Below are 20,756 nucleotides of genomic sequence, written 5' to 3'. Positions count from 1 at the left end.
GGCACTTGCTCCCGGACCCGCAACTCCGGGATGCATATTCTGGAATGCGGACCGCTGGCACTTACGGAATGCTGTCGCATCGACGGATTTTGGCCGTTTTCTGGTGTCACAGCAGTCCGGCTGGACGAACTGTGAAGCCGTCCGGGCCAGGGGCAGGTGCACGCGCCCCTCGCCATCGCCACGCAAACCTCGCCACGTCCGCAAGGCCGTGCGGGACAGGCGGAAGACCGCCAGCATAGGCGACGGGACGAGATGACACTGGACGCGGCGATACTCGACGCGACGACAGGGGGAATGAATGACTGCAAAACGCTGGATGCTCGCGGGCCTGGCGCTTCTGATCGCCGCCACCGTTTCCGGCGGACCGCTTTCCGCGCAGACCGCCATCAAGGTGATCGTCAACAACAAGCCGATCACCACCTATGACATCAATCAGCGGGCCCAGCTCCTGCGCCTGACCGGCAGCCGCGGCGGCGCCAAGCAGGCCACCGAGGAGCTGATCGACGAGGTCCTGAAAATGGACGCGGCCGAACGCGCCGGCATCCGGATCAGCAAGGCCGACGTTGACGACGCCTATGCGACGCTTGCCACCCGCGTGAAGCTGACGCCTTCGCAACTGACACAGGCGCTTGGGCAGTCGGGCATCAAGGCCGACACAATGCGCCGCCGCATCCAGGCAGAGATCGCCTGGACGCAGCTCCTGCGCGCCCGTTTCCAGGCAGAGGTGCGCATTTCTGAATCCGACGTGATCGCCGCCCTGCGCAAGCAGGAGGACAAGAGCAGCGACACCAGCATGGAATATCGCATCCAGCCGATCGTCTTCGTGGTCCCCGCCAAGACCTCCGCCGCCAACAAGAGCCAGCGCCGCCGCGATGTCGACACGTTCCGCTCGCGCTTCTCGTCCTGCAACGAGGCCCAGGCGCTCGCCAGCGAGTTCCGCGAGGTGGTGGTGATGCCGATGGTGACCCGCCTGGAGACCGAGCTGCCGCCCACCGTCAAGACGCAGTTGGACAAGACCGCCGTCGGCAAGGTGACCGCACCCGAGGACACGTCGAAAGGGTTCGAGGTCTTCGCCGTCTGCGACAAGCGCGAAATCGCCAGCAATGCGGCGGCGCGCATGGAGATCGAGGACGAATTGCGCAACAAGGAAGGCGAACAGCTCTCTCGGCGTTACCTGCGCGAATTGCGCGGTCGCGCCATCATCGACTATCGCTGAGCCGCCCGGCATGCGCACCAGCCTCCGCCCTCTGGCCGTCACCCTCGGAGATCCGGGCGGGATCGGTCCCGATGTCGCCCTCGCCGCCTGGATGAGCCGCGTCCAGCGCGAGCTTCCTCCCTTCTACATCCTGGCCGATCCGGCCTTCCTCACCGCCCGTGCGATCCGTCTCGGGCTGGATGTGGCCATTGCCGAGGTCACGCCGGAGGAGGCGCTGGAAGCCTGGAGCGAGCGCCTGCCCGTCGTGCCGATCGGCCACGAGATACCGGATCGTCCGGGGGTTGCCGATCCAGCCAACGCTGCCGCCGTGATCGCCTCGATCGACCGCGCCGTCGCCGACACGCAGCAGGGGCGCGCGGCGGGCCTCGTCACCAACCCGATCAACAAGAAAGCGCTCTACGACGCCGGCTTCACCCATCCGGGACACACCGAGTATCTCGGCGAGTTGGCGCGGCGCGCGGGAGCGCAGGACGCGACCCCGGTGATGCTGCTGGCCGGTCCCGACCTGCTGGTGGTGCCGGTCACCGTCCACATCCCGCTGCACAACGTGCCGAAGGTGCTGACCAGCGACCTCATCGTCGATGTCGGGCGCATCGTCCACCGGGACCTGGTGCGGCGTTTCCGCATCGACGCGCCGCGCATTGCCGTCGCCGGCCTCAACCCGCATGCGGGCGAAGGCGGGACGATCGGCTACGAGGACGAGGAGATCATCGCCCCGGCGGTGGCGCGCTTGCGCGCTATGGGCATCGATGTTCGCGGCCCCCTGCCCGCCGACACCATGTTCCATGCCGAAGCCCGTGCAAGCTATGACTGCGCCCTGGCCATGTATCACGACCAGGCGCTGATTCCGGCCAAGACGCTCGCCTTCCACGAGGCGGTGAACGTCACCCTCGGCCTCCCCTTCGTGCGCACCTCGCCCGACCACGGCACCGCCCTCGGCATCGCCGGCACCGGCAGCGCCCGGCCCGACAGCTTCGCCGCTGCGGTCCGGCTTGCCGCCGTGCTCGCCGATCCGGGCCTGATCGAATGAGCCAGATCGACGACCTGCCGCCGCTGCGCGATGTCATCCGCATCCACGACCTGCAGGCCCGCAAATCCCTCGGCCAGAACTTCCTGCTCGACCTCAACCTGACGCTTAAGGTCGCCCGCACCGCCGGCGACCTGAGCGATTGCACGGTGCTGGAGGTCGGCCCCGGGCCGGGCGGCCTCACCCGCGCCCTGCTGGTGGCCGGCGCCAGGCGCGTCGTGGCGGTGGAGAAGGACCCGCGCTGCCTGCCGGCGCTGGCGGAGATCGCCGCGCGCTATCCCGGCCGGTTGGAGATCCTGGAAGCGGATGCGCTGACAATCGATCTGGAGCGCATCGCAGATGGCGGGCCGCTGAAGATCGTCGCCAACCTGCCCTACAATGTCGGCACCCAGCTTCTCGTCGACTGGATCACCAGCCCGTGCTGGCCGCCGGCCTGGCAATCGCTCACCCTGATGTTCCAGAAGGAAGTGGCCGAGCGCATCGTTGCCGCTCCCGGCAGCAAGGCCTATGGCCGCCTCGGCGTGCTGGCCGGCTGGCGCTGCCACGCGACGCTGGCGTTCGAGGTCGGACCCAAGGCCTTCACGCCGCCGCCCAAGGTGACCTCGGCGATTGTCCACCTCACCCCGCGGAAGGCGCCGCTCGACTGCGATCTGACCGCGCTCGAACGCCTCACGGCCGCCGCCTTCGGCCAGCGCCGCAAGATGCTGCGGGCGAGCCTCAAGCCGCTGGCCGCCGATGCGGAGGCGCGCATTGCCGCAGCCGGCATCGCGCCGACCCAGCGCGCCGAGCAACTGGACATTGCCGATTTCGTGAAACTCGCCAACGCTTTCGCGAACGGATAAGCGAGACGCTCAGGCCTCGCCTGTCTCGCGCTTCAGATCCTCGACCATGCCCTCGATGAACGGGCCGATGGCGGGGCTGCGTTCGCGCCGCAGGCGTTCGGCGCGCAGGATCGACAAGGCCCCCTCGAAGGCGGTCTGCAGATCGTCGTTGACGATCACATAGTCGTAGTCCTGCCAATGCTTCATCTCGCCCACAGCCGTCTTCAGGCGGCGCTGGATGACATCCTCGGCATCCCCCGCCCGCCGGTGCAGGCGCGACTTCATCTCGGCGATGGACGGCGGCAGGATGAACAGCGACACCACATCGGAGCGCATCTTCTCGTAGAGCTGGAACGTGCCCTGGATATCGATGTCGAAGAGCACGTCGCGCCCGCCCGCCAGCGCCTCCTCGACCGGATCGCGCGGCGTGCCGTAATAATTGCCGTGCACCTCGGCCCATTCGAGCAGTTCGCCGCGATCGCGCATCTGTTCGAAACGCTCGCGCGAGATGAAGTGATAGTGCACCCCTTCGATCTCGCTCGACCGGCGCGGCCGGGTCGTCACCGAGACCGAAAGCGTGAGGCTGGTCTTCTCGCGATCGAGAAGCTGGCGCGCGATGGTCGACTTGCCCGCCCCCGAGGGAGAGGACAGCACCAGCATCAGCCCGCGCCGACGCGCCTCCGCCTCCCTGGAGGTGACCACCGTTCCGCCATTCCGTGTCGTCATGCCCGCCCCGTCCCCGTCATTCCAGGTTCTGAATCTGCTCGCGCATCTGGTCGATGACCGTCTTCAGCTCCAGCCCGATCGCCGTCAGCTCCGTTCCGTTCGACTTGGAACACAGCGTATTGGCCTCGCGATTGAACTCCTGAGCCAGAAAGTCGAGCCGCCGCCCGACCGGCCCGCCGGCGTCGAGCAGTTCGGTCGCCGCCTGGACATGGGCGACAAGCCGGTCCAGTTCCTCGCGAATGTCCGCCTTGGTGGCGAGCAGCGCCGCCTCCTGATGCAGCCGTGCCGCATCGAGCGCCATGCTGCTGCCGACAAGCGCCTCGACCTGCGCCGCCAGCCGCGCGCGGATCGCCTCCGGCGCCCGGCAGGGCGCGGCCTCGGCCTGGCGGGTCAGCTCGGCAATGGTCGCAAGCTGGCCGCGCAGCACGGTGGCGATGGCCGCCCCCTCGCTGCGGCGCATGCGGACAAGCTCCTCGAGCGCGCTGTCCAGCGACGCCTTCAGCGCCCCCAGCATCGCCTCGCGCTCGGCCGGAACCTCTTCCGGTTCCTTCCATTCGATGACGCCGCGCTGCGCCAGGATGCCGTCAAGCGCGACGGGGGCCGCGTCCGGCAGCCGTCGCCGTACGGTCTCCAGCGCGGAGAGAACCGCGTTGAGCGCCGCCTCGTTGATCTGCGGCACCGCTTCGCCCTGACTGCGCTGGTAGCTCAGTCCGATGGTGACATTGCCGCGCGTCAGATGGCGGCCGGCTGCTTCCCGGCAGACGCCTTCCAGCTCTTCCAGCCCGTTCGGCAGGCGCATGCGCAGGTCGAGACCCTTGCCGTTGACCGAGCGCAGTTCCCAGGTCCAGCGGGCCACGCCAAAGGCACCTTCGGCGCGCCCGAAACCTGTCATGCTGGAAAGCGGACGTGCCATGTCACCACCTGTCTCAAGCGACCCGGAAAACCGCGGCTCTCGCCATCCTCGAGATCAACCGCCGCTGCCGCTGCTCGCGGGCTGGTCCTGGGCTTCCCGCTCCCGGCGCTCGCGCTCCACCTGGCGCCAGCGCGCGACATTGCGCTGATGCTGCTCGTAGGTCTCGGCGAAGACGTGTCCGCCCGTGCCGTCGGCCACGAAGTAAAGATCCTTGGTACGCGAGGGATTGGCCACCGCCTCCATCGCCGCGCGCCCCGGATTGCCGATCGGTCCCGGCGGCAGACGGTCGATCTGATAGGTGTTGTAGGGGGTTCGGGTGTCGAGCTGCGAGCGGGTGATCGCGGAGCGATCCTGCAGCCAGGCCTCACCGCCATAGATCCCATAGAGGATGGTCGGATCGGACTGCAGCCGCATGCGCTGGCGCAGACGGTTGACGAAGACGCCGGCGACCCGCGGCCGCTCGTCGGCCCGCGCCGTCTCCTTCTCGACGATGGAGGCCAGCACTACCAGTTCCTCCGGCGTCTCGACGGGCAGACCTTCCGTGCGCCGATCCCAGATGTCGGCCAGCGCCTTCGCCTGTGCGTCCTTCATCTGCTGGATGATCTGGGCCCGCGTCGTGCCGCGCGTGAACGTATAGGTCTCCGGCAGCAGCGAACCTTCCGCAGGGATCTCGTCAAGCGGGCCGGTCAGCACCGGATGCTCACGCACCCGGGCGACGACCTGGGCGCTGCTCCAGCCCTCGGGCACCGTCACCGTGTGGTAGACCGCCTTGCCGCCGACAAGGTCCTCCATCACCTGACGCATCGAGACGCCCGGCGCGAAGGCATATTCGCCGGCCTTCAGTCGGGCGGCGTTCTTGTAGGCCTGGACACCGGCCCAGAACACGTTGGAATCCTCGATGACACCCTGGTTCTCCAGCGTGTCGGCGATCACCCGCAAGCCGCTGCCGGAGGGAATGATCACAGTCTTCTCGACCGTCAGCGGTCCGGGCGAGTCGAACTCCGCCTTGCCCCAATAGAGCAATGCGCCCGTGCCGATCACCACCAAGAGGGCCAGCGACAGCAGCGCATTGATGACGATGACGAACGGATTGCGGACATGCCGCGAGCGCAGCGGCGGCGGCGGAGCCGGCTCGGGCTGGATCGCCTCGCGCGGGCTCTTGGGATTCGGGCGATAGGGCGCGTCCTCCTCGCGGGAGGCGGTATCGGGCTCTCGGCCTGGCGTCTCGGTCATCTGTCCTGTCCGGTCCTTTTGATCGAGGCAATGGACACGCCACTTGGCCCGAAATTATGGCCAAACCGGGAAAGACTGGGCTTCCCGGCGCAAGTGCGGACCAGTTGCGCCGGCGGAACAGACATCCTGCTCCCGCCCGGCGGCGGAAGCTCCTGTCAGGCAGCGACCTTGCGGAACACCAGCGATGCGTTGGTGCCGCCGAAGCCGAAGGAGTTCGACAGCGCGGTGTCGACGGTCATCCGCTTGGCCACCTTCGGGACCAGGTCGATCTCGGTGTCGACGGACGGATTGTCGAGGTTGATCGTCGGCGGGACGATGCCGTCCCGGATCGACAGCAACGAGAAGATCGCCTCGATGGCGCCGGCGGCTCCCAGCAGATGGCCGGTCGACGACTTGGTCGAGGACATGGTCAGCCGCGCCGCGTTGTTGCCGGCCAGCCGCTGGATCGCGCCGAGTTCGATCTCGTCGCCGAGCGGCGTCGAGGTGCCATGGGCGTTGATATAGTCGATATCCGACGCGGCAAGGCCGGCCCGCTTCAGCGCCGCCTGCATGCAGCGATAGGCGCCGTCGCCATCGGCAGCCGGAGCGGTGATGTGATAGGCGTCGCCCGAAAGACCATAGCCGACCACCTCGCCATAGATCGTCGCGCCGCGCGCCTTGGCATGCTCGTATTCCTCGAGCACGACAATGCCGGCGCCCTCGCCCATGACGAAACCGTCGCGATCCTTGTCATAGGGCCGCGAGGCGGCTTCCGGGCGATCGTTGAAGCCGGTCGACAGCGCCCGCGCGGCGGCAAAGCCCGCCAGCGACAGACGGCAGACAGGCGACTCTGCTCCGCCCGCCACCATGATGTCGGCATCGTCCAGCGCGATCAGCCGCGCCGCGTCGCCGATGGCATGGGCGCCGGTCGAACAGGCCGTCACCACCGCGTGGTTCGGCCCCTTCAGGCCGTGGCGGATGGAGACATAGCCACTGACCAGATTGATCAGCCGGCCGGGAATGAAGAAGGGGGAGATGCGCCGCGGACCCTTGTCGCGCAGCACATGGGCAGTGGCCTCGATGCCCTGCAGGCCACCAATGCCGGAGCCGATCAGGACGCCGGCGCGATTCTGGTCTTCCGCCGACTTCGCGGTCCAGCCGCTGTCGCGGATCGCCTGTTCTGCGGCCGCCATGCCGAAAATGATGAACTCGTCGACCTTGCGCTGTTCCTTCGGATCCATCCAGTCGTCCGGATTGAAGGTTCCGTCCGACCCGTCTCCGCGGGGGATCTGGCAAGCGATCTGACAGGCGAGATCGTCGACCTCAAAATGGCTGATGCGGGAGGCCCCGCTCCTGCCCTCGAGAATTCTGGCCCAGCTCTCCTCGACACCGCACGCCAAGGGCGTGACCATGCCAAGGCCGGTAACGACTACTCGCCTCATCATGAACCTGTATCTGGCGCGTCGGGCGGACACGAAGCCCGCCCGATGCGGAAAACTGTATCAGCCGGCGTTCTTTTCCAGGAACTTCACGGCGTCGCCGACGGTCAGGATCGTCTCGGCGGCATCGTCCGGAATCTCCACGCCGAACTCTTCCTCGAAGGCCATGACCAGCTCGACGGTGTCGAGGCTGTCGGCGCCCAGATCGTCGATGAAGCTCGCCTCCATGGCAACTTTGTCGGCATCGACGCCGAGATGCTCGATAACGATCTTCTTTACCCGATCCGCGATGTCGCTCATTTCAGAATTCCTCAGTTGCTTCCAACGGTTTTCGCTAGTTCAGCGCTCAGCGCCGCACCTCGTACCCGATCTCCGGAACGCGATGCCGGAACGAGGCGAATGGGATCCAGCCCGCACCATGCCCGAGCCGGCAACCTTGGCCGGCCGGACAGGCCGCGCCCGAGCGCCGATCATTCGTGAACGGGTTCGCTGGCCGGCGGGTTCGTAACACACTTTATGGGGCTTGACCAGCCGGCGCGCCAAGCTGCGAAACGCCAGTTCCACAGGGCCCGCTCCGTCCGGGTTTGCCAAGTCAAATCATAGCCATACCGCCGTTGATGTGCAGCGTCTCGCCGGTCACATAGGCCGCTTCCTCGCTGGCAAGATAGAGCGTCGCCGCGGCGATCTCCTCCGCCCTGCCGAGACGGCCAGCCGGCACCGTGGCAAGGATCGATTCCTTCTGCTTGTCGTTGAGCGCGTCGGTCATCGGGGTCTCGATGAAGCCGGGCGCGATCGTGTTCACCGTAATGTTGCGCGAGGCGACCTCGCGCGCAAGCGACTTGGCCATGCCGATGAGGCCGGCCTTGGCCGCCGCATAGTTGCCCTGGCCCGCATTGCCGGTGACGCCGACCACGGAGGCGATGTTGACGATGCGGCCGTAGCGGCGGCGCATCATGCCCTTCACCGCAGCGCGGCACAGGCGGAAGCCGGCGGTCAGGTTGACCTCGATGACGTCGTCCCACTCTTCATCCTTCATGCGCATGAAGAGGTTGTCGCGGGTGATGCCGGCATTGTTGACGAGAATGTCGAGCTGGCCCATGGCCGCCTCGGCGGCCGGCACCAGCGCATCCACCGCTGCCCGGTCGGAGAGGTTCGCCGGCAGGACATGCACACGCTCGCCGAGATCGGCGGCCAGCGCCTCCAGCTTCTCGGCGCGGGTTCCGGACAGCGCGACCGTGGCGCCGCGCGCATGCAGGGTTCGGGCGATCGCCTCGCCGAGGCCACCGGTGGCGCCGGTCACGAGCGCGGTCTTGGAAGTCAGGTCGAACATGGGTCTTTGTTCCTTGTCTTGCGATGCGCGCCTTGCTGTCAGGCGAGCCGCTCCAGCAGGGCTGCGATATCGTCCGGCGTGTTGACGGCAATGCCGGTCATATCCTTGGAGATGCGCTTGACCATGCCGGTCAGCACCTTGCCGGTGCCGATCTCGAAGGCCGTGTCGACGCCGGCCGAGGCCATCCACTCGATGGATTCGCGCCAGCGCACCGTGCCGGTCACCTGCTCCACCAGCCGGCGGCGGATCTCGTCCGGGTCGCTGGTCGGGCTTGCGAGCACATTGGCGACCAGCGGCACGGCCGGAGCGTTGAAGGTGACGCTCTCGAAGGCGGCGGCCATCGCCTCGGCGGCAGGCTGCATCAGCGCGCAGTGGAAGGGCGCGCTCACCGGCAGCAGCACCGCGCGGCGGGCACCGCGCCCCTTGGCGATCTCGATGGCGCGCTCCACCGCCGCCGTGTGGCCGGAGACCACGACCTGGCCCGGCGCATTGTCATTGGCGGCCTGGCAGACCTCCCCCTGCGCGGCTTCCGCAGCGACGGCAGCCGCCTCGGCATAGTCGAGGCCGAGCAGTGCGGCCATCGCCCCCTCGCCCACCGGCACCGCCTGCTGCATCGCCGTGCCGCGAATGCGCAGCAGCCGCGCCGCATCGCCGATCGACAGCGTGCCGGCGGCGGCCAGCGCCGAATATTCGCCGAGCGAGTGGCCGGCCACATAGGCAACGCTCGCGGCAAGGTTCAGGCCGCGCGCCTCGGCCGCGCGCATGGCCGCAAGGCTGACCGCCATCAGCGCCGGCTGGGCGTTGGCCGTCAGCGTCAGCTCTTCGGCGGTGCCGTTCCACATGATCTCGCTGAGCTTCTGCCCCAGCGCCTCGTCCACCTCATCGAACACCGCCCGAGCCTCGGCGAAGCTGTCGGCCAGGTCCTTGCCCATGCCGACAGCCTGGCTGCCCTGTCCCGGAAACGTGAATGCGATACTCATTGGCGCTGGCTCCAACATCCCTTGGCGCGGCCGGATTCGCGTCTGCCCGTCCGCCTTGTCGCAAAATGTGCCGCAAAGAGACGTCGCTGGCACACACTGTCAAGGTGGTGCAGAGAAAAATCGCGCACAATCCCGTCGCTCCGCCTTGCGAAGCCGCGCAACTGGTGTATAAGCCACGCTTCGTTCGGAACTCTGGCCGGGGGCTGAACGGAAGGTCCGCCGCATGCCCGCATCTCTTCAGTATAGAGGAGAGGCAGGCGACAGGCGGGCAGGACGGCACAGTGCCGCCCGTCTTCCCGTGTCTCCGCCTTCGAAGTTGCTTCGTCCGCCTTTCTTGAGGGCTCGAAGAGGCTTAGCGCCGGGTTCCGGGAACTGAAACGAAAAGAAAGGCGCATCTCATGCCGCTTTACGAGCATGTGTTCCTGGCTCGCCAGGACGTCTCGGCCCAGCAGGTCGAGCAGATGGTCGAGCAGTACAAGTCCCTGATCTCCGAGAACGGCGGCACCGTCGGCAAGGTGGAGACCTGGGGCCTGCGCACGCTGGCCTACCGTATCAACAAGAACCGCAAGGCGCACTACACGCTGATGAATCTGGACGCCTCTCCGGCCGCCGTGGCCGAGATGGAGCGCCAGATGCGCATCAACGAGGACATCCTGCGCTTCATGACGCTGCGCGTCGAGGAGCACGAGGAAGAGCAGTCCGCGATGATGCAGAAGCGCGACCGTGACGACCGCCGCGGCGGCCGTGGCGAGCGCGGTGAGCGTGGCGACCGCGGTGATCGTGGTGACCGCGGTGATCGCGGCGGCCGTGACCGCGGCGATCGCGGCCCCCGCCGCTTCGACGACGAATAAGGAGCAAACGCAATGGTCGATATCGCACAGCTTCCGACGCGCCGCCCCTTCTTCCGCCGTCGCAAGACCTGCCCGTTCTCCGGCGCCAGCGCGCCGAAGATCGACTACAAGGACATCCGCCTCCTGCAGCGCTACATTTCCGAGCGCGGCAAGATCGTGCCGAGCCGCATCACCGCGGTGTCGGCCAAGAAGCAGCGCGAGCTCGCGCGTGCCATCAAGCGCGCCCGCTTCCTCGGCCTGCTGCCCTTCGTGATCAAGTAAGATCGCGACGTTCCAATCGGCTGGGACAGGCCGGCATGCCGGCCGTCCCTAACCGCGCCAGGCGCGGGACAGACGAAAAGGATTACGACAATGCACATTATTCTTCTCGAGCGCGTCGCCAAGCTCGGCCAGATGGGCGAAGTGGTGCGCGTGCGCGACGGCTTCGCGCGCAACTATCTGCTGCCGCAGGGCAAGGCGCTGCGCGCCACCAAGGCCAACCTGCAGCGCTTCGAAAGCGAGCGTGCGCAGCTTGAGGCCCGCAACCTGGAGCGCAAGTCGGAGGCCGAGTCGGTCGCCAAGACGCTCGACGGCCAGAGCTTCACGGTCATCCGCCAGGCTGGCGAGACCGGCCAGCTCTACGGTTCCGTGTCGACCCGCGACATCGCCGACGTGATGACCGAAGGCGGTTTCTCCTCGGCCCGTTCGCAGGTTCGCCTCGACCGTCCGATCAAGACCATCGGCCTGCACGAGGTCGCCATCGTCCTCCATCCGGAGGTCGAGGTTTCGGTGACGCTCAACGTCGCCCGCTCCGCCGACGAGGCCGAGCGCCAGGCGCGCGGCGAGGATCTCTCCGCCCGCGAGCAGGACACGTTCGAGTTCGAAGAGGACGAGGACGAAGAGGCCGAGGGCGAGGAAGCCGCTGAGGCCGAGGCTGGCGAGGAAGAGGCTCTCTGAGCCGTTCCTCTCTCGCCCCATGAACGAGAAGGCCCTGCTCCGGCGGGGCCTTTTTGTTTTGGTTCTGCGCTCGCCAAGCAAACCTGTCACTGCCGCGTCATCCGCGCCTGCTACCAAAATTCCGATGTCGGCGCGACCCAACCCTCGCCCGGCCTCGACCCGCAAAACTTCACAGCGGCCGGCCTGTCCGGCCGTTTTTTTGTTCGCGGGTCCCTGAGCCCATCCGCCGCTTGCGCTTTTTGCGATGAAGCCGCCAGCGGCCTGATTTCTCCGTGATCTTGGCAAGCAGTTCGGCTAAGAGGTGCGGGCCCGGTGCGTCCCGCGCGGGCGGTCCGGGTTTCCACACACCCTTTCAAAATGGACACAAGGGAAATGACCGCTTTCAAATCGGAGTTCTTGAAGACCCTCAGCGAACGGGGCTTCATCCATCAGATCTCGAACCCGCAAGGGCTCGACGATCTGTATCGGTCCGAGACGGTCACCGCCTATATCGGCTTCGACTGCACGGCCAAGAGCCTGCATGTCGGTTCCCTCGTCCAGATCATGATGCTGCACTGGATGCAGAAGACCGGGCACCGCCCCATCGCCTTGATGGGCGGCGGCACCACGCGGATCGGCGACCCGTCGTTCCGCGACAGCGCCCGCCCGCTGCTGGACGATGCCCAGATCGAGGAGAACAAGGACGGCATCCGCAAGGTGTTCGACCACTTCCTCACCTTTGGCGAGGGCCCCAAGGACGCCCTGATGCTCGACAATGCCGACTGGCTGATGAGCATCAAGTATGTCGAGTTCCTGCGCGACGTCGGCCGACACTTCTCGGTCAACCAGATGATCCAGCGCGATGCCGTGCGCACCCGCCTGGAGCGCGAGCAGCACCTCTCCTTCCTGGAGTTCAACTACATGCTGCTGCAGGGCTACGACTTCGTCGAGCTCTACCGGCGCACGGGCTGCCGGGTGCAGATGGGCGGCTCCGACCAGTGGGGCAACATCGTCTCCGGCGTCGATCTCGGCCGCCGCATGGAGGAAATCGAGCTCTTCGCGCTGACGACACCGCTGCTCACCACCGCCTCGGGCGCCAAGATGGGCAAGACGGCGGAAGGCGCGGTCTGGCTCAACCCGGACATGCTGTCGGCCTATGACTACTGGCAGTTCTGGCGCAACACCGAGGATGGCGATGTCGAGCGCTTCCTGAAGCTGTTCACGGTGCTGCCGCTCGACGAGATCGCCCGCCTTGCCGCTCTCGGCGGGTCGGAGATCAACGAGGCGAAGAAGGTGCTCGCCACCGAAGCGACCGCCATGGCGCATGGCCGCAAGGCTGCCGAAGAGGCCGCCGAGACCGCGCGCCGCGCCTTCGAGGAAGGCGCGCTGGCCGAGGGCCTGCCGACGGTGGAGGTTGCCAAGGGCGAGCTGGAAGCGGGCCTCGGCCTGCTGGCCGCCTTCGTCACGGCAGGCCTGTGCGCCTCCAACGGCGAGGCGCGTCGTCAGGTCAAGGGCGGCGGCCTGCGCGTCAACGATGTGGTGGCCCAGGACGAGAAGCGCGTTCTTGGGCCGACGGATCTCGTCGAGGACGGCGTCATCAAGCTCTCCCTCGGCAAGAAGCGCCACGTGCTGCTGAAGGCCGTCTGAGCCGTCAAGCCACTGCCGACACGACTGCAGACCCCCGGGCGCGCGCGCCCGGGGGTCTGTCGTTCTGGGGGCATCGCCCTCAGCGGTATTCGAAGATCTTGCGGAAGATGCCCGGCGCCATCGCCGAGGCCGGGTTCACCGTCAGCACCGGATCGGCGAGCGACCCCGTCAGCCGATAGGTGACGCCGATCAGCCCCTCGTCGGCCCCGCCGCCAAGCGCGAAGCCGAGGATCGGGATCTTGGCGAAGAGATTGTTGATGGCGAAGGCCGGCACGAACGTGCCCGTCATGTCGAGCGAACGGGTCGCGAGATCGACATTGCCCGAGACCGTGCCGCCGATCGTCGGGCCGGCCAGCGTGCCTTCGGTGACGGTCAGCATGTCGCCGCTGCGGCGGAACACCAGCTCCAGCACGCTGAAACTCGCCTCGCCACGACGCTCCACTCCGGCAAGGACCTGGTTGCGGCGCGGGTCGCGCGCATCCAGCACCGCCGGGCTGCGCGCCAGCGCCTGGATCGCCGGATCCTCGGTGATCGCCAGCCGCTTGATCTTGAAGTTCCCGTTCCAGTCATTGGCCGTCGGCATGGCGATCGAGAGAATGCCGACACCGCCCCGCATGCGCTGGTAGAGATTGGCGAAACGCAGGATTGCGCCCGTATCCTGGAAGGTGCCGGTCACTTCGCGGCCCGCCCCTTCCCCGGTCATCCTCACCTGGAACACCGACCTGCCGCCCGACGAGCCGGACAGGTCGAGCGCCCGCAGATCGCCGCCCGTCTTCGACATGGACAGCGACACGCCCGACAAGGTGACGCCGTTGAAGCCGATCAACTGCCCGACCTCGGCGGTGATCTTCAGCGCGGTCTTGTCGCCGCCGCCGGGTCCCCCCTTGCCGCTGAGATTGGCGACCAGCCCGCGCGCGTCGAGCCGGTTCGCCCGCAGGTCGACGGTGATCTGCTTGCCGCGCTTGGACAGCCGCAGGCTGGCATCGTCGCTTGCCCGCAAGGCGAAGCGCGAAAACTCCGCCCGCTCCAGATCGCCCGCTGCAGTCAGGGTGATGTTGCCCTCGACCTCCACGCCCTCCGAGGTCAGCCGGAACCCGCGGATCTCCCGCTGTCCGCCACTCTCGCTCATGCGGAATTGCGCGCGCGCGGCAACGCCGGGGCTCTTGCTCCAGCCCAGATCCGCCAGTTCGATGGAGGCCCGCGTGAGATCCACCTGATAGGACTGCCCGGCCTCCGTCTCCTCGGTCGTCAGCTTGAGCGGACCGTTGACGAAGCCGCGAATGTCGATGCCGCGCTCGGCGAGCTGGGCTGCCGTCGCCTCGATCACCACCCCCTGACGGGCGGCGACCGCCTTGCCGTCGGCGTTGTCGAAGGGCACCACCAGGTCCAGATTCGCCGGCAGCCCGTCGAGCTTTCCGCGTCCCTTCAGCGACAGGCTGCCCTCGTCGACGTCGAATGTGAGATCGGCGCCGCTCAGCTTGTGTCCCCGGATCGCCCGGCTGTTGGAGAAGCCCTTGAGCGAGCCGGACAGGTCCCAGTCGACATCGTCGACACGAACATCCTTGACCAGCGCAAAGCGTGCGTTGAGCGTCATCGCGCCGGATCCGGCGACGTCCTCCGGCGCCAGGTCGTTGCGCGACAGCACCGTGAACGGCTCGGCGTCGAGCAGCGTCGCCAGCGACTTCGCCGGCCCCTTCGCCGTCAGCTTGAGCACGCCGGTCTTGGTGCCGCTCTCGCGCAGATCCGGCACCTGGAACACGGTGTCGCTGATGGCAATCTGCTCGCCCGGCCGCGCCACCATCACGCCCGAGGACGACGTGACGGTCAGCACTTCGTCGGCGACATGGATACGCCCCGACAGGCCCTGGGCCACCGGCACCGTGCCGACCGTGCTGAGGCTCAGATCGGAAAAGGCAATGTCGACCTGCACGTCGTCGCCCGACCACCCGGCTTCCGGATCGTCGACGTCGAAGGCGGCCGGCCGCAGCGAGACCATCGCCCTGCCGCTGTCGATCCGCCCGTCGACCAGATGCTCGATCACCCAGGCCCGCGCCGGCGGCATCATGGTGATCGGCCACAACCGCTTCAGGCTCGCGACCGACATCGGGCCGCTTTCAACCGCAAGGGCCATGTAGAGGCCGTCATCGCCGGCGCGCACCGACCCGGCGCCATCCATCTCGGCCGCACCCGAACGCAGCGCCAGCTTGTCGAAATGGAGCTCTCTCTCCTTGAGGTCGGCGCGCCCCTCCGCCAGGAACGCCTCCATCTCGAAAGGCGGGCCCGCCACGTCCGAGGGGCCGATGCGCGCGTCCCGCGACACGATGCGGAAGGACCACATGTCCTGCCATTCCCGCGGCGGCTCCACCAGCCCCTCGAACGGCAGGACCGTGTTGCCGTACTGGTAGAGGGACGGAACCACGCGAAAGCCCGGGGTTCCGGCCTCCCAATAGAGTTGAATGTCGATCTTGTCGAAACCGACCACGGTGTGACCGGTGTTGATCCAGCCCGGCGAGACAATGACGCCGGCCCGCGTCGTGTCGAACGCCCCGTCCGCGCCCATGGCCACGTCGAGCCGGGCCCGCACCGGGATGCCGAGCCCCTTGCCCGCGTCGACCGAGGACTCGACGGAGACGAACTCGCCCAGCGTGACGTCGTACAGGTCGACCCGCATCAGGCTCTCGCCGGTCTCGGGGTCGACAGAGCGGCGGGCCTTGGCCTTCCACTGGCCGAGCCGGCCGGCGATCTCGGCATCCGCCTGCAGCGTGCCGTCGTCGGCCCTGGTCAGTTCGGCGTCGATGCCGCGCATGCGATAGGTCTTCTCGCCCTCCGCGACGATCTCCGCCGAGACCAGTTCGATCCGGGCGATGCCGCGCTGCGCCAGTTGCGCCGTGGCAAGCCGCGCCATGCGATCGGCCGCCTCGGCGATCACCGCCATGTCCGGGATCTCGCTCGACGAGGCGGAGCGCGCCGCATTGGCAATACTCAGGCGCGCATGTTCGAGCCGGATCTCGGACAGGCGCATCTCGCCTTGCAGAAGCGCCAGCGGGTCGAGCGGCGCGGACACGCGCGGCACTTGCAGCGAGAGGCCGTCATCCGCCTCCGCCTCGATCGACAGGTCCAGCAATTCGGCCTTGGGCGGCAGACCTTCGGAGAGATCGATGGTCACCGCCCCCACCCGCAGCCGCGCCCCCGGCGCCAGCGCGCCCTCGGAGAGATACTGCGCCAGGTAAGGCATGGAGACCGGCCCGCTGCCGAAGGTCACCGCCAGCCCGCCAAGGGCGGACACGGCCAGGATGCCGACGATCACCAGCACCACCCGCCAGGGTCGGCGACGCCGCCGGCCATGCAGCACGTCCCGCAAGGGCCTGTCACGATGTATGAGGCGTTTAAGCAGTGTCCCGGTCCTTTGGGCGTGGCAGGCTGATCATCCGCGAATCGGAATGATCATACTATGTCCGCGAAAGGGGATCCGAGCCCGTCGGTAATACGTATCCGCAACTGGCAGGGATTCGTGGACTATCCCTCCCCCAAATGACCAAAGGAAGGCAGCATGACGGAAATCACGACAGGAATCGCCGCACCGGATTTCGAGCTCGAGCGGGACGGCGGCGGCACGCTGCGCCTGTCCGATCTGCGCGGCCGCAAGGTCGTGCTCTACTTCTACCCCAAGGACGACACGCCGGGCTGCACCAAGGAGGCCATCGCCTTCACCGCCCTGGCCTCGGAGTTCGAGGCAGCGGGCGCGGTCGTCGTCGGCATCTCGCCGGATACGGCGGCCAAGCACGACAAGTTCAAGGCCAAGCACGACCTCTCGGTGATCCTCGCCGCCGATCCGGACGCCGCGGTCGCCACCGCCTGGGGCGTCTGGGTGGAAAAGTCGATGTATGGCAGGACCTATATGGGCGTGGACCGCTCGACCTTCCTGATTGACGGGGCCGGCCAGATCGTCGAGACGTGGCGCAAGGTCAAGGTTCCCGGCCATGCCGAGGCCGTGCTGGAGGCCGTCCGCGCGACCCGGTGAGCCGTCGTGGGGCCCGCCGCCGCGAAGCACTCCGCATGAGAGCCGCGCGGCGGCGCCGCCCGTAACGCCTTCGGAGCTTGCATGCGCGTCTCACCAGGCAAGGCCGACACGGCCGACTTCACTCCCGCATCCCTTGCCTGCGGCGCGCGCCGCGTCGTGGCGGCCCGCTCGCTGGACGAGAAGACCGCCGTGGCCCATGCCACCGCCCGCGCCTGGTTCGGCCGCACCTTGTCGCTGCGCCGGCGCACCGGCGGCGAGCGGATGCCGGACCAGCCCGGCCGTCCCGACACGCCGATCCTGCTGCCGCCCCGCGACATGCCCAAGCGCGCCATCGGCGGCACCTCGGGCCGCATCGCCCTGCTGCATTCCCTCGCCCATATCGAGCTCAACGCCGTCGACCTCACCTGGGACATGGTCGGCCGCTTCGCCGACCGCCCCCTGCCCCGCTCCTTCTTCGACGACTGGGTGCGCGTGGGGCTGGAAGAGGCCAAGCATTTCTCGCTGCTGCGCCGGCGGCTGGAGGAGCTCGATTCGCATTATGGCGCCCTGCCCGCCCATCACGGGCTGTGGGAGGCGGCCGCAAGCACGGGCGATGATCTCGCCGGCCGGCTGGCGGTGATTCCCCTGGTGCTGGAGGCGCGCGGCCTCGACATCACCCCGCCGATGATCGAGAAGGCGCGCGAGCGCGGCGACCCGGAAACGGCCGCGATCCTGGAAATCATCTATCGCGACGAGAAACGCCATGTCGCCTTTGGCGCCAAGTGGTTCCGCTATCTGTGCGACCAGGACCGCCGCGATCCCGAAGCCCGCTTCCAGGAGTTGGTGCGCCGCCATTTCAAGGCCGGCTTGAAGCCGCCGTTCAACGACCGGGCGCGCTCGGAAGCCGGACTGACGCCAGGTTTCTACCGCCCGCTGGTCCGCCTTACCGGCTGATTGGATTCTCGAATTCGGACAGTTCCTTAGCTTTTGTTAACCTTAACGGGCGCATGATCGGAGCCGAACGAGGTGCCGCGTGAGTGTCTGGCACCGCCGGGAACGGGTCCACAGACGCATGACAGGACACGCTGCAAACGGCCGCAGGGACTTCGGCAAGCGCAAGGAGCCGCATCGGGTGATCATCGCCCGCGGCGACCATGTCCGCAGCTTCACCATCTCCCCCCTGATGGCGGGTCTGGCGACGACGGTCGTGGCCGCGCTTGCGGTCGGCTATATCGGCGCCACCGCCTATCTCGTCCTGCGCGACGACATCATCCAGTCTTCTGCCGAACGTCAGGCGCAGATGCAGCTCTCCTACGAGGACCGCATCGCCTCGCTGCGCTCGCGCATCGACCAGCTCACCAGCCGCCGCGTGCTCGAACGCCGCAGCATCGAGGAGCAGCTCGCCGACGTCGTCGAGCGCCAGCGCGATCTCGACACCCGTCAGGCGCGCGTCTCCGGACTGCTCGCCAAGGCGGCCGAAAGCGGCATTCGCGTCGCGGTCGCCGGACCGGTGCCGCCCGCAAAGCCGGCCAGCCTCGCCATCGACACGACCAATGCGCCCACCGGCATCGGCGGCACGCCGGAGCCGATCGAGATCTCGCCACTGCTGAGCCTGCGCGGCACCCGCTCCGAAGACAATGCCGCCGCCGAGGCCGCCGCCCGTCAGGGCGCCGCCGCCCCCGGCAAGCCGCTGCGCGACCTCGCCCCGGCCGGGCCCTCTGCCGAGGGCGCCGCCGCCGGTCCCGACCGGCGCATCGAGATCATCGAGGACGTCAATGCCGCGCTCGACCGCATGGACAGCGAGGCGCACGCGGCGCTCGACGTGATCGCCGTCACCGCCGAGCGCGACGCGGCGACCATCGCCGATGCCGCCGACCAGCTCGGCCTGCAGCTTGCCGGCGCCAAGCATCTGCCGGCCTCCGGCCAGGGCGGCCCGTTCGTGCCGCTCGCCGACACCGATTTCGATTCGCGCATCCAGCGGGCGGAGACGGCGCTTCTCGCCCTCTCCCAGGTCAAGGACGCCGCCCGCGGCATCCCGCTCGCCTCGCCGCTTCCCGGCGCCGAGCTCTCCTCCTCCTTCGGCCCGCGCGTCGACCCCTTCCTCGGCCGCATGGCCATGCATACCGGCCTCGACTTCCGCGCCGCCACCGGCGAGGTGATCCGTGCGCCGGCGCCGGGCAAGGTGATCTTCGCCGGGCGCAACGGCGGCTATGGCAAGTCGGTCGAGATCCGTCACCCGAGCGGCGTCGTCACCCGTTTCGCCCATATGAGCCGGATTTCGGTGAACGAGGGCGATACGGTCGCGACCGGCGCCCGGCTCGGCACCGTCGGCTCCACCGGCCGCTCCACCGGCCCGCACCTGCATTACGAAATCCGGGTCAACGACCGGCCGCTCAATCCGGCCCGCTTCCTGCGCACCGGCGAGAAGATCAGCCCGCTGCTCGGCGACTGACCACCGCTCCTGCAGACCCACAAACGCGAAACGGCGCCCGCGGGCGCCGTTTCCTGTTGCCTGGTCTCATACTGGCGAGCGGAGCGGCCGTCAGTCCACGTCCTCGACCGTCTCGGGCGCGCCGCCAAAGGCGCGCTGCGCCAGCGTCGCTTCCATGAAGTCGTCAAGGTCGCCGCCCAGCACGCCGGTCGGGTTGGTGCTCTCGACGCCCGTGCGCAGGTCCTTCACCAACTGGTAGGGCTGCAGCACATAGGAGCGGATCTGGTGGCCCCAGCCGATCGAGGTCTTCGAGGCAGCCTCGGCATTGGCCTTCTCCTCGCGCTTCTGCAGCTCCAGCTCGTAGAGCCGCGCCTTCAGCATCGACCAGGCGGTCGCCCGGTTCTTGTGCTGCGAGCGCTCCGACTGGCACTGCACCACGATGCCGGTCGGCTGGTGGGTGATGCGCACCGCCGAGTCGGTCGTGTTGACGTGCTGGCCGCCCGCGCCCGAGGCACGGTAGGTGTCGATACGGCAGTCGCTCTCGTTCACCTCGATCTCGATCGAGTCGTCGATGACCGGATAGACCCACACGGAGGCGAAGCTGGTGTGCCGCCGCGCCTGGCTGTCATAGGGCGAGATGCGCACCAGCCGGTGCACGCCCGATTCCGTCTTCAGCCAGCCATAGGCGTTTTCGCCCTTGACCTTGAGCGTCACCGACTTGATGCCGGCTTCCTCGCCGTCATGGAGCTCGAGCACCTCGACCTTGTTGCCGTGCTGCTCCGCCCAGCGGGTGTACATGCGCAGCAGCATGCTCGCCCAGTCCTGGCTCTCGGTGCCGCCGGCGCCGGAGTTGATTTCCAGATAGGCGTCGTTGCCGTCGGCTTCGCCCGACAGGAGCGAGGCGATCTGGCGCTTGTTGACCTCGCTGCGCAGCGCCTTCAGCGCCGCCTCGGCCTCGCCGATCACCTCCTTGTCGCCTTCCATCTCGCCGAGTTCGATCAGCTCGAGATTGTCGGCAAGGTCGGCTTCCAGCTTGCGCACCCCGCTCAGCCCGTCATCGAGCTGCTGGCGCTCGCGCATCAGCTTCTGCGCCTTGGCAGGGTCGTTCCAAAGGGTCGGATCTTCGGACGCAGCGTTCAGTTCATCCAGACGGACAATCGCGTTGTCCCAGTCAAAGATGCCTCCTCAGCAGGCTTATGGCCTGCTTGATTTCGTCGACCACGGCCTCGGTTTCAGCGCGCATCGCCG

At 67.8% G+C, this 20,756-nt stretch carries 19 protein-coding genes; 10 read left to right on the top strand and 9 right to left on the bottom strand.

The window, feature by feature from the left end:
- Window positions 1-298 precede the first annotated feature (298 nt).
- From TSB10P1A_RS17775 to rsmA, 3 genes are read left to right on the top strand one after another with little or no spacing between them, the layout of a single operon-like run.
- Window positions 299-1,216, top strand: coding sequence for a peptidylprolyl isomerase (locus TSB10P1A_RS17775; protein WP_208984612.1), 918 nt, complete (start codon window positions 299-301; stop codon window positions 1,214-1,216).
- A gap of 10 nt (window positions 1,217-1,226) precedes the next feature.
- Window positions 1,227-2,246: a 4-hydroxythreonine-4-phosphate dehydrogenase PdxA gene (pdxA, locus tag TSB10P1A_RS17770; protein WP_186389285.1), complete on the top strand. Its 1,020-nt coding sequence runs from the start codon at window positions 1,227-1,229 to the stop codon at window positions 2,244-2,246.
- Window positions 2,243-3,085, top strand: a complete 843-nt coding sequence (gene rsmA / locus TSB10P1A_RS17765; protein WP_186389284.1) for a 16S rRNA (adenine(1518)-N(6)/adenine(1519)-N(6))-dimethyltransferase RsmA — start codon at window positions 2,243-2,245, stop codon at window positions 3,083-3,085. The genes pdxA and rsmA overlap by 4 nt, the downstream gene beginning before the upstream one ends.
- A 9-nt stretch (window positions 3,086-3,094) precedes the next feature.
- Here rsmA and gmk read toward each other — a convergent pair whose 3' ends face one another.
- The 7 genes from gmk to fabD all read right to left on the bottom strand — a co-directional run bounded on the left by gmk (window position 3,095) and on the right by fabD (window position 9,664).
- A complete protein-coding gene (gmk, locus tag TSB10P1A_RS17760) occupies window positions 3,095-3,790 on the bottom strand; it encodes a guanylate kinase (RefSeq protein WP_186389283.1) in 696 nt (231 codons plus the stop codon).
- 16 nt (window positions 3,791-3,806) lie between these two features.
- Window positions 3,807-4,703: a YicC/YloC family endoribonuclease gene (locus TSB10P1A_RS17755; RefSeq protein ID WP_208987133.1), complete on the bottom strand. Its 897-nt coding sequence runs from the start codon at window positions 4,701-4,703 to the stop codon at window positions 3,807-3,809.
- 54 nt (window positions 4,704-4,757) lie between these two features.
- Window positions 4,758-5,936: an endolytic transglycosylase MltG gene (gene mltG, locus TSB10P1A_RS17750; protein WP_186389282.1), complete on the bottom strand. Its 1,179-nt coding sequence runs from the start codon at window positions 5,934-5,936 to the stop codon at window positions 4,758-4,760.
- A 155-nt stretch (window positions 5,937-6,091) separates the two neighbouring features.
- Window positions 6,092-7,357: a beta-ketoacyl-ACP synthase II gene (fabF, locus tag TSB10P1A_RS17745; protein ID WP_186389447.1), complete on the bottom strand. Its 1,266-nt coding sequence runs from the start codon at window positions 7,355-7,357 to the stop codon at window positions 6,092-6,094.
- 60 nt (window positions 7,358-7,417) lie between these two features.
- Window positions 7,418-7,654: an acyl carrier protein gene (locus TSB10P1A_RS17740; RefSeq protein ID WP_186389281.1), complete on the bottom strand. Its 237-nt coding sequence runs from the start codon at window positions 7,652-7,654 to the stop codon at window positions 7,418-7,420.
- 292 nt (window positions 7,655-7,946) lie between these two features.
- A complete protein-coding gene (fabG, locus tag TSB10P1A_RS17735; protein WP_186389280.1) occupies window positions 7,947-8,684 on the bottom strand; it encodes a 3-oxoacyl-[acyl-carrier-protein] reductase in 738 nt (245 codons plus the stop codon).
- A 38-nt stretch (window positions 8,685-8,722) separates the two neighbouring features.
- Window positions 8,723-9,664, bottom strand: coding sequence for an ACP S-malonyltransferase (fabD, locus tag TSB10P1A_RS17730; RefSeq protein ID WP_186389279.1), 942 nt, complete (start codon window positions 9,662-9,664; stop codon window positions 8,723-8,725).
- Between the two features lie 398 nt (window positions 9,665-10,062).
- On the opposite strand from fabD, the gene rpsF reads away from it, so the two are divergent.
- From rpsF to tyrS, 4 genes are all read left to right on the top strand, one after another.
- A complete protein-coding gene (gene rpsF / locus TSB10P1A_RS17725) occupies window positions 10,063-10,515 on the top strand; it encodes a 30S ribosomal protein S6 (protein ID WP_186389278.1) in 453 nt (150 codons plus the stop codon).
- A 12-nt stretch (window positions 10,516-10,527) separates the two neighbouring features.
- The gene (gene rpsR / locus TSB10P1A_RS17720; RefSeq protein WP_186389277.1) at window positions 10,528-10,776 is read left to right on the top strand and encodes a 30S ribosomal protein S18; all 249 of its coding nucleotides are present in this window, start codon (window positions 10,528-10,530) and stop codon (window positions 10,774-10,776) included.
- A 90-nt stretch (window positions 10,777-10,866) separates the two neighbouring features.
- Window positions 10,867-11,451, top strand: a complete 585-nt coding sequence (gene rplI / locus TSB10P1A_RS17715; RefSeq protein WP_186389276.1) for a 50S ribosomal protein L9 — start codon at window positions 10,867-10,869, stop codon at window positions 11,449-11,451.
- 372 nt (window positions 11,452-11,823) lie between these two features.
- On the top strand, window positions 11,824-13,077 hold the full coding sequence (tyrS, locus tag TSB10P1A_RS17710) for a tyrosine--tRNA ligase (protein ID WP_186389275.1): 1,254 nt from the start codon (window positions 11,824-11,826) through the stop codon (window positions 13,075-13,077).
- A gap of 79 nt (window positions 13,078-13,156) precedes the next feature.
- Here tyrS and TSB10P1A_RS17705 read toward each other — a convergent pair whose 3' ends face one another.
- Complete coding sequence (locus TSB10P1A_RS17705; protein ID WP_244293179.1) at window positions 13,157-16,429, bottom strand: AsmA-like C-terminal domain-containing protein; 3,273 nt, start codon at window positions 16,427-16,429, stop codon at window positions 13,157-13,159.
- Window positions 16,430-16,627: 198 nt separating this feature from the next.
- Here TSB10P1A_RS17705 and TSB10P1A_RS17700 point away from each other — a divergent pair, with 198 nt between their 5' ends.
- The 3 genes from TSB10P1A_RS17700 to TSB10P1A_RS17690 all read left to right on the top strand — a co-directional run bounded on the left by TSB10P1A_RS17700 (window position 16,628) and on the right by TSB10P1A_RS17690 (window position 19,529).
- Window positions 16,628-17,098, top strand: a complete 471-nt coding sequence (locus TSB10P1A_RS17700; protein WP_186389273.1) for a peroxiredoxin — start codon at window positions 16,628-16,630, stop codon at window positions 17,096-17,098.
- Between the two features lie 81 nt (window positions 17,099-17,179).
- Window positions 17,180-18,031, top strand: a complete 852-nt coding sequence (locus TSB10P1A_RS17695; protein WP_186389272.1) for a ferritin-like domain-containing protein — start codon at window positions 17,180-17,182, stop codon at window positions 18,029-18,031.
- 118 nt (window positions 18,032-18,149) lie between these two features.
- Window positions 18,150-19,529, top strand: coding sequence for a peptidoglycan DD-metalloendopeptidase family protein (locus tag TSB10P1A_RS17690; RefSeq protein WP_186389271.1), 1,380 nt, complete (start codon window positions 18,150-18,152; stop codon window positions 19,527-19,529).
- Between the two features lie 90 nt (window positions 19,530-19,619).
- On the opposite strand, the gene prfB is transcribed toward TSB10P1A_RS17690, so the two are convergent.
- Window positions 19,620-20,751 (bottom strand): peptide chain release factor 2 gene (prfB, locus tag TSB10P1A_RS17685; RefSeq protein ID WP_186389270.1). Its coding sequence is split into 2 segments (ribosomal slippage): window positions 19,620-20,681 and window positions 20,683-20,751, totalling 1,131 coding nucleotides; the frame shifts between segments, so codons are not numbered across the junction.
- Window positions 20,752-20,756: the final 5 nt, after the last annotated feature.

It is taken from the genome of Stappia sp. TSB10P1A, from assembly GCF_900185725.1.
GTDB lineage: Bacteria > Pseudomonadota > Alphaproteobacteria > Rhizobiales > Stappiaceae > Stappia.
This window is presented reverse-complemented; position numbering and strand designations above follow the sequence as displayed.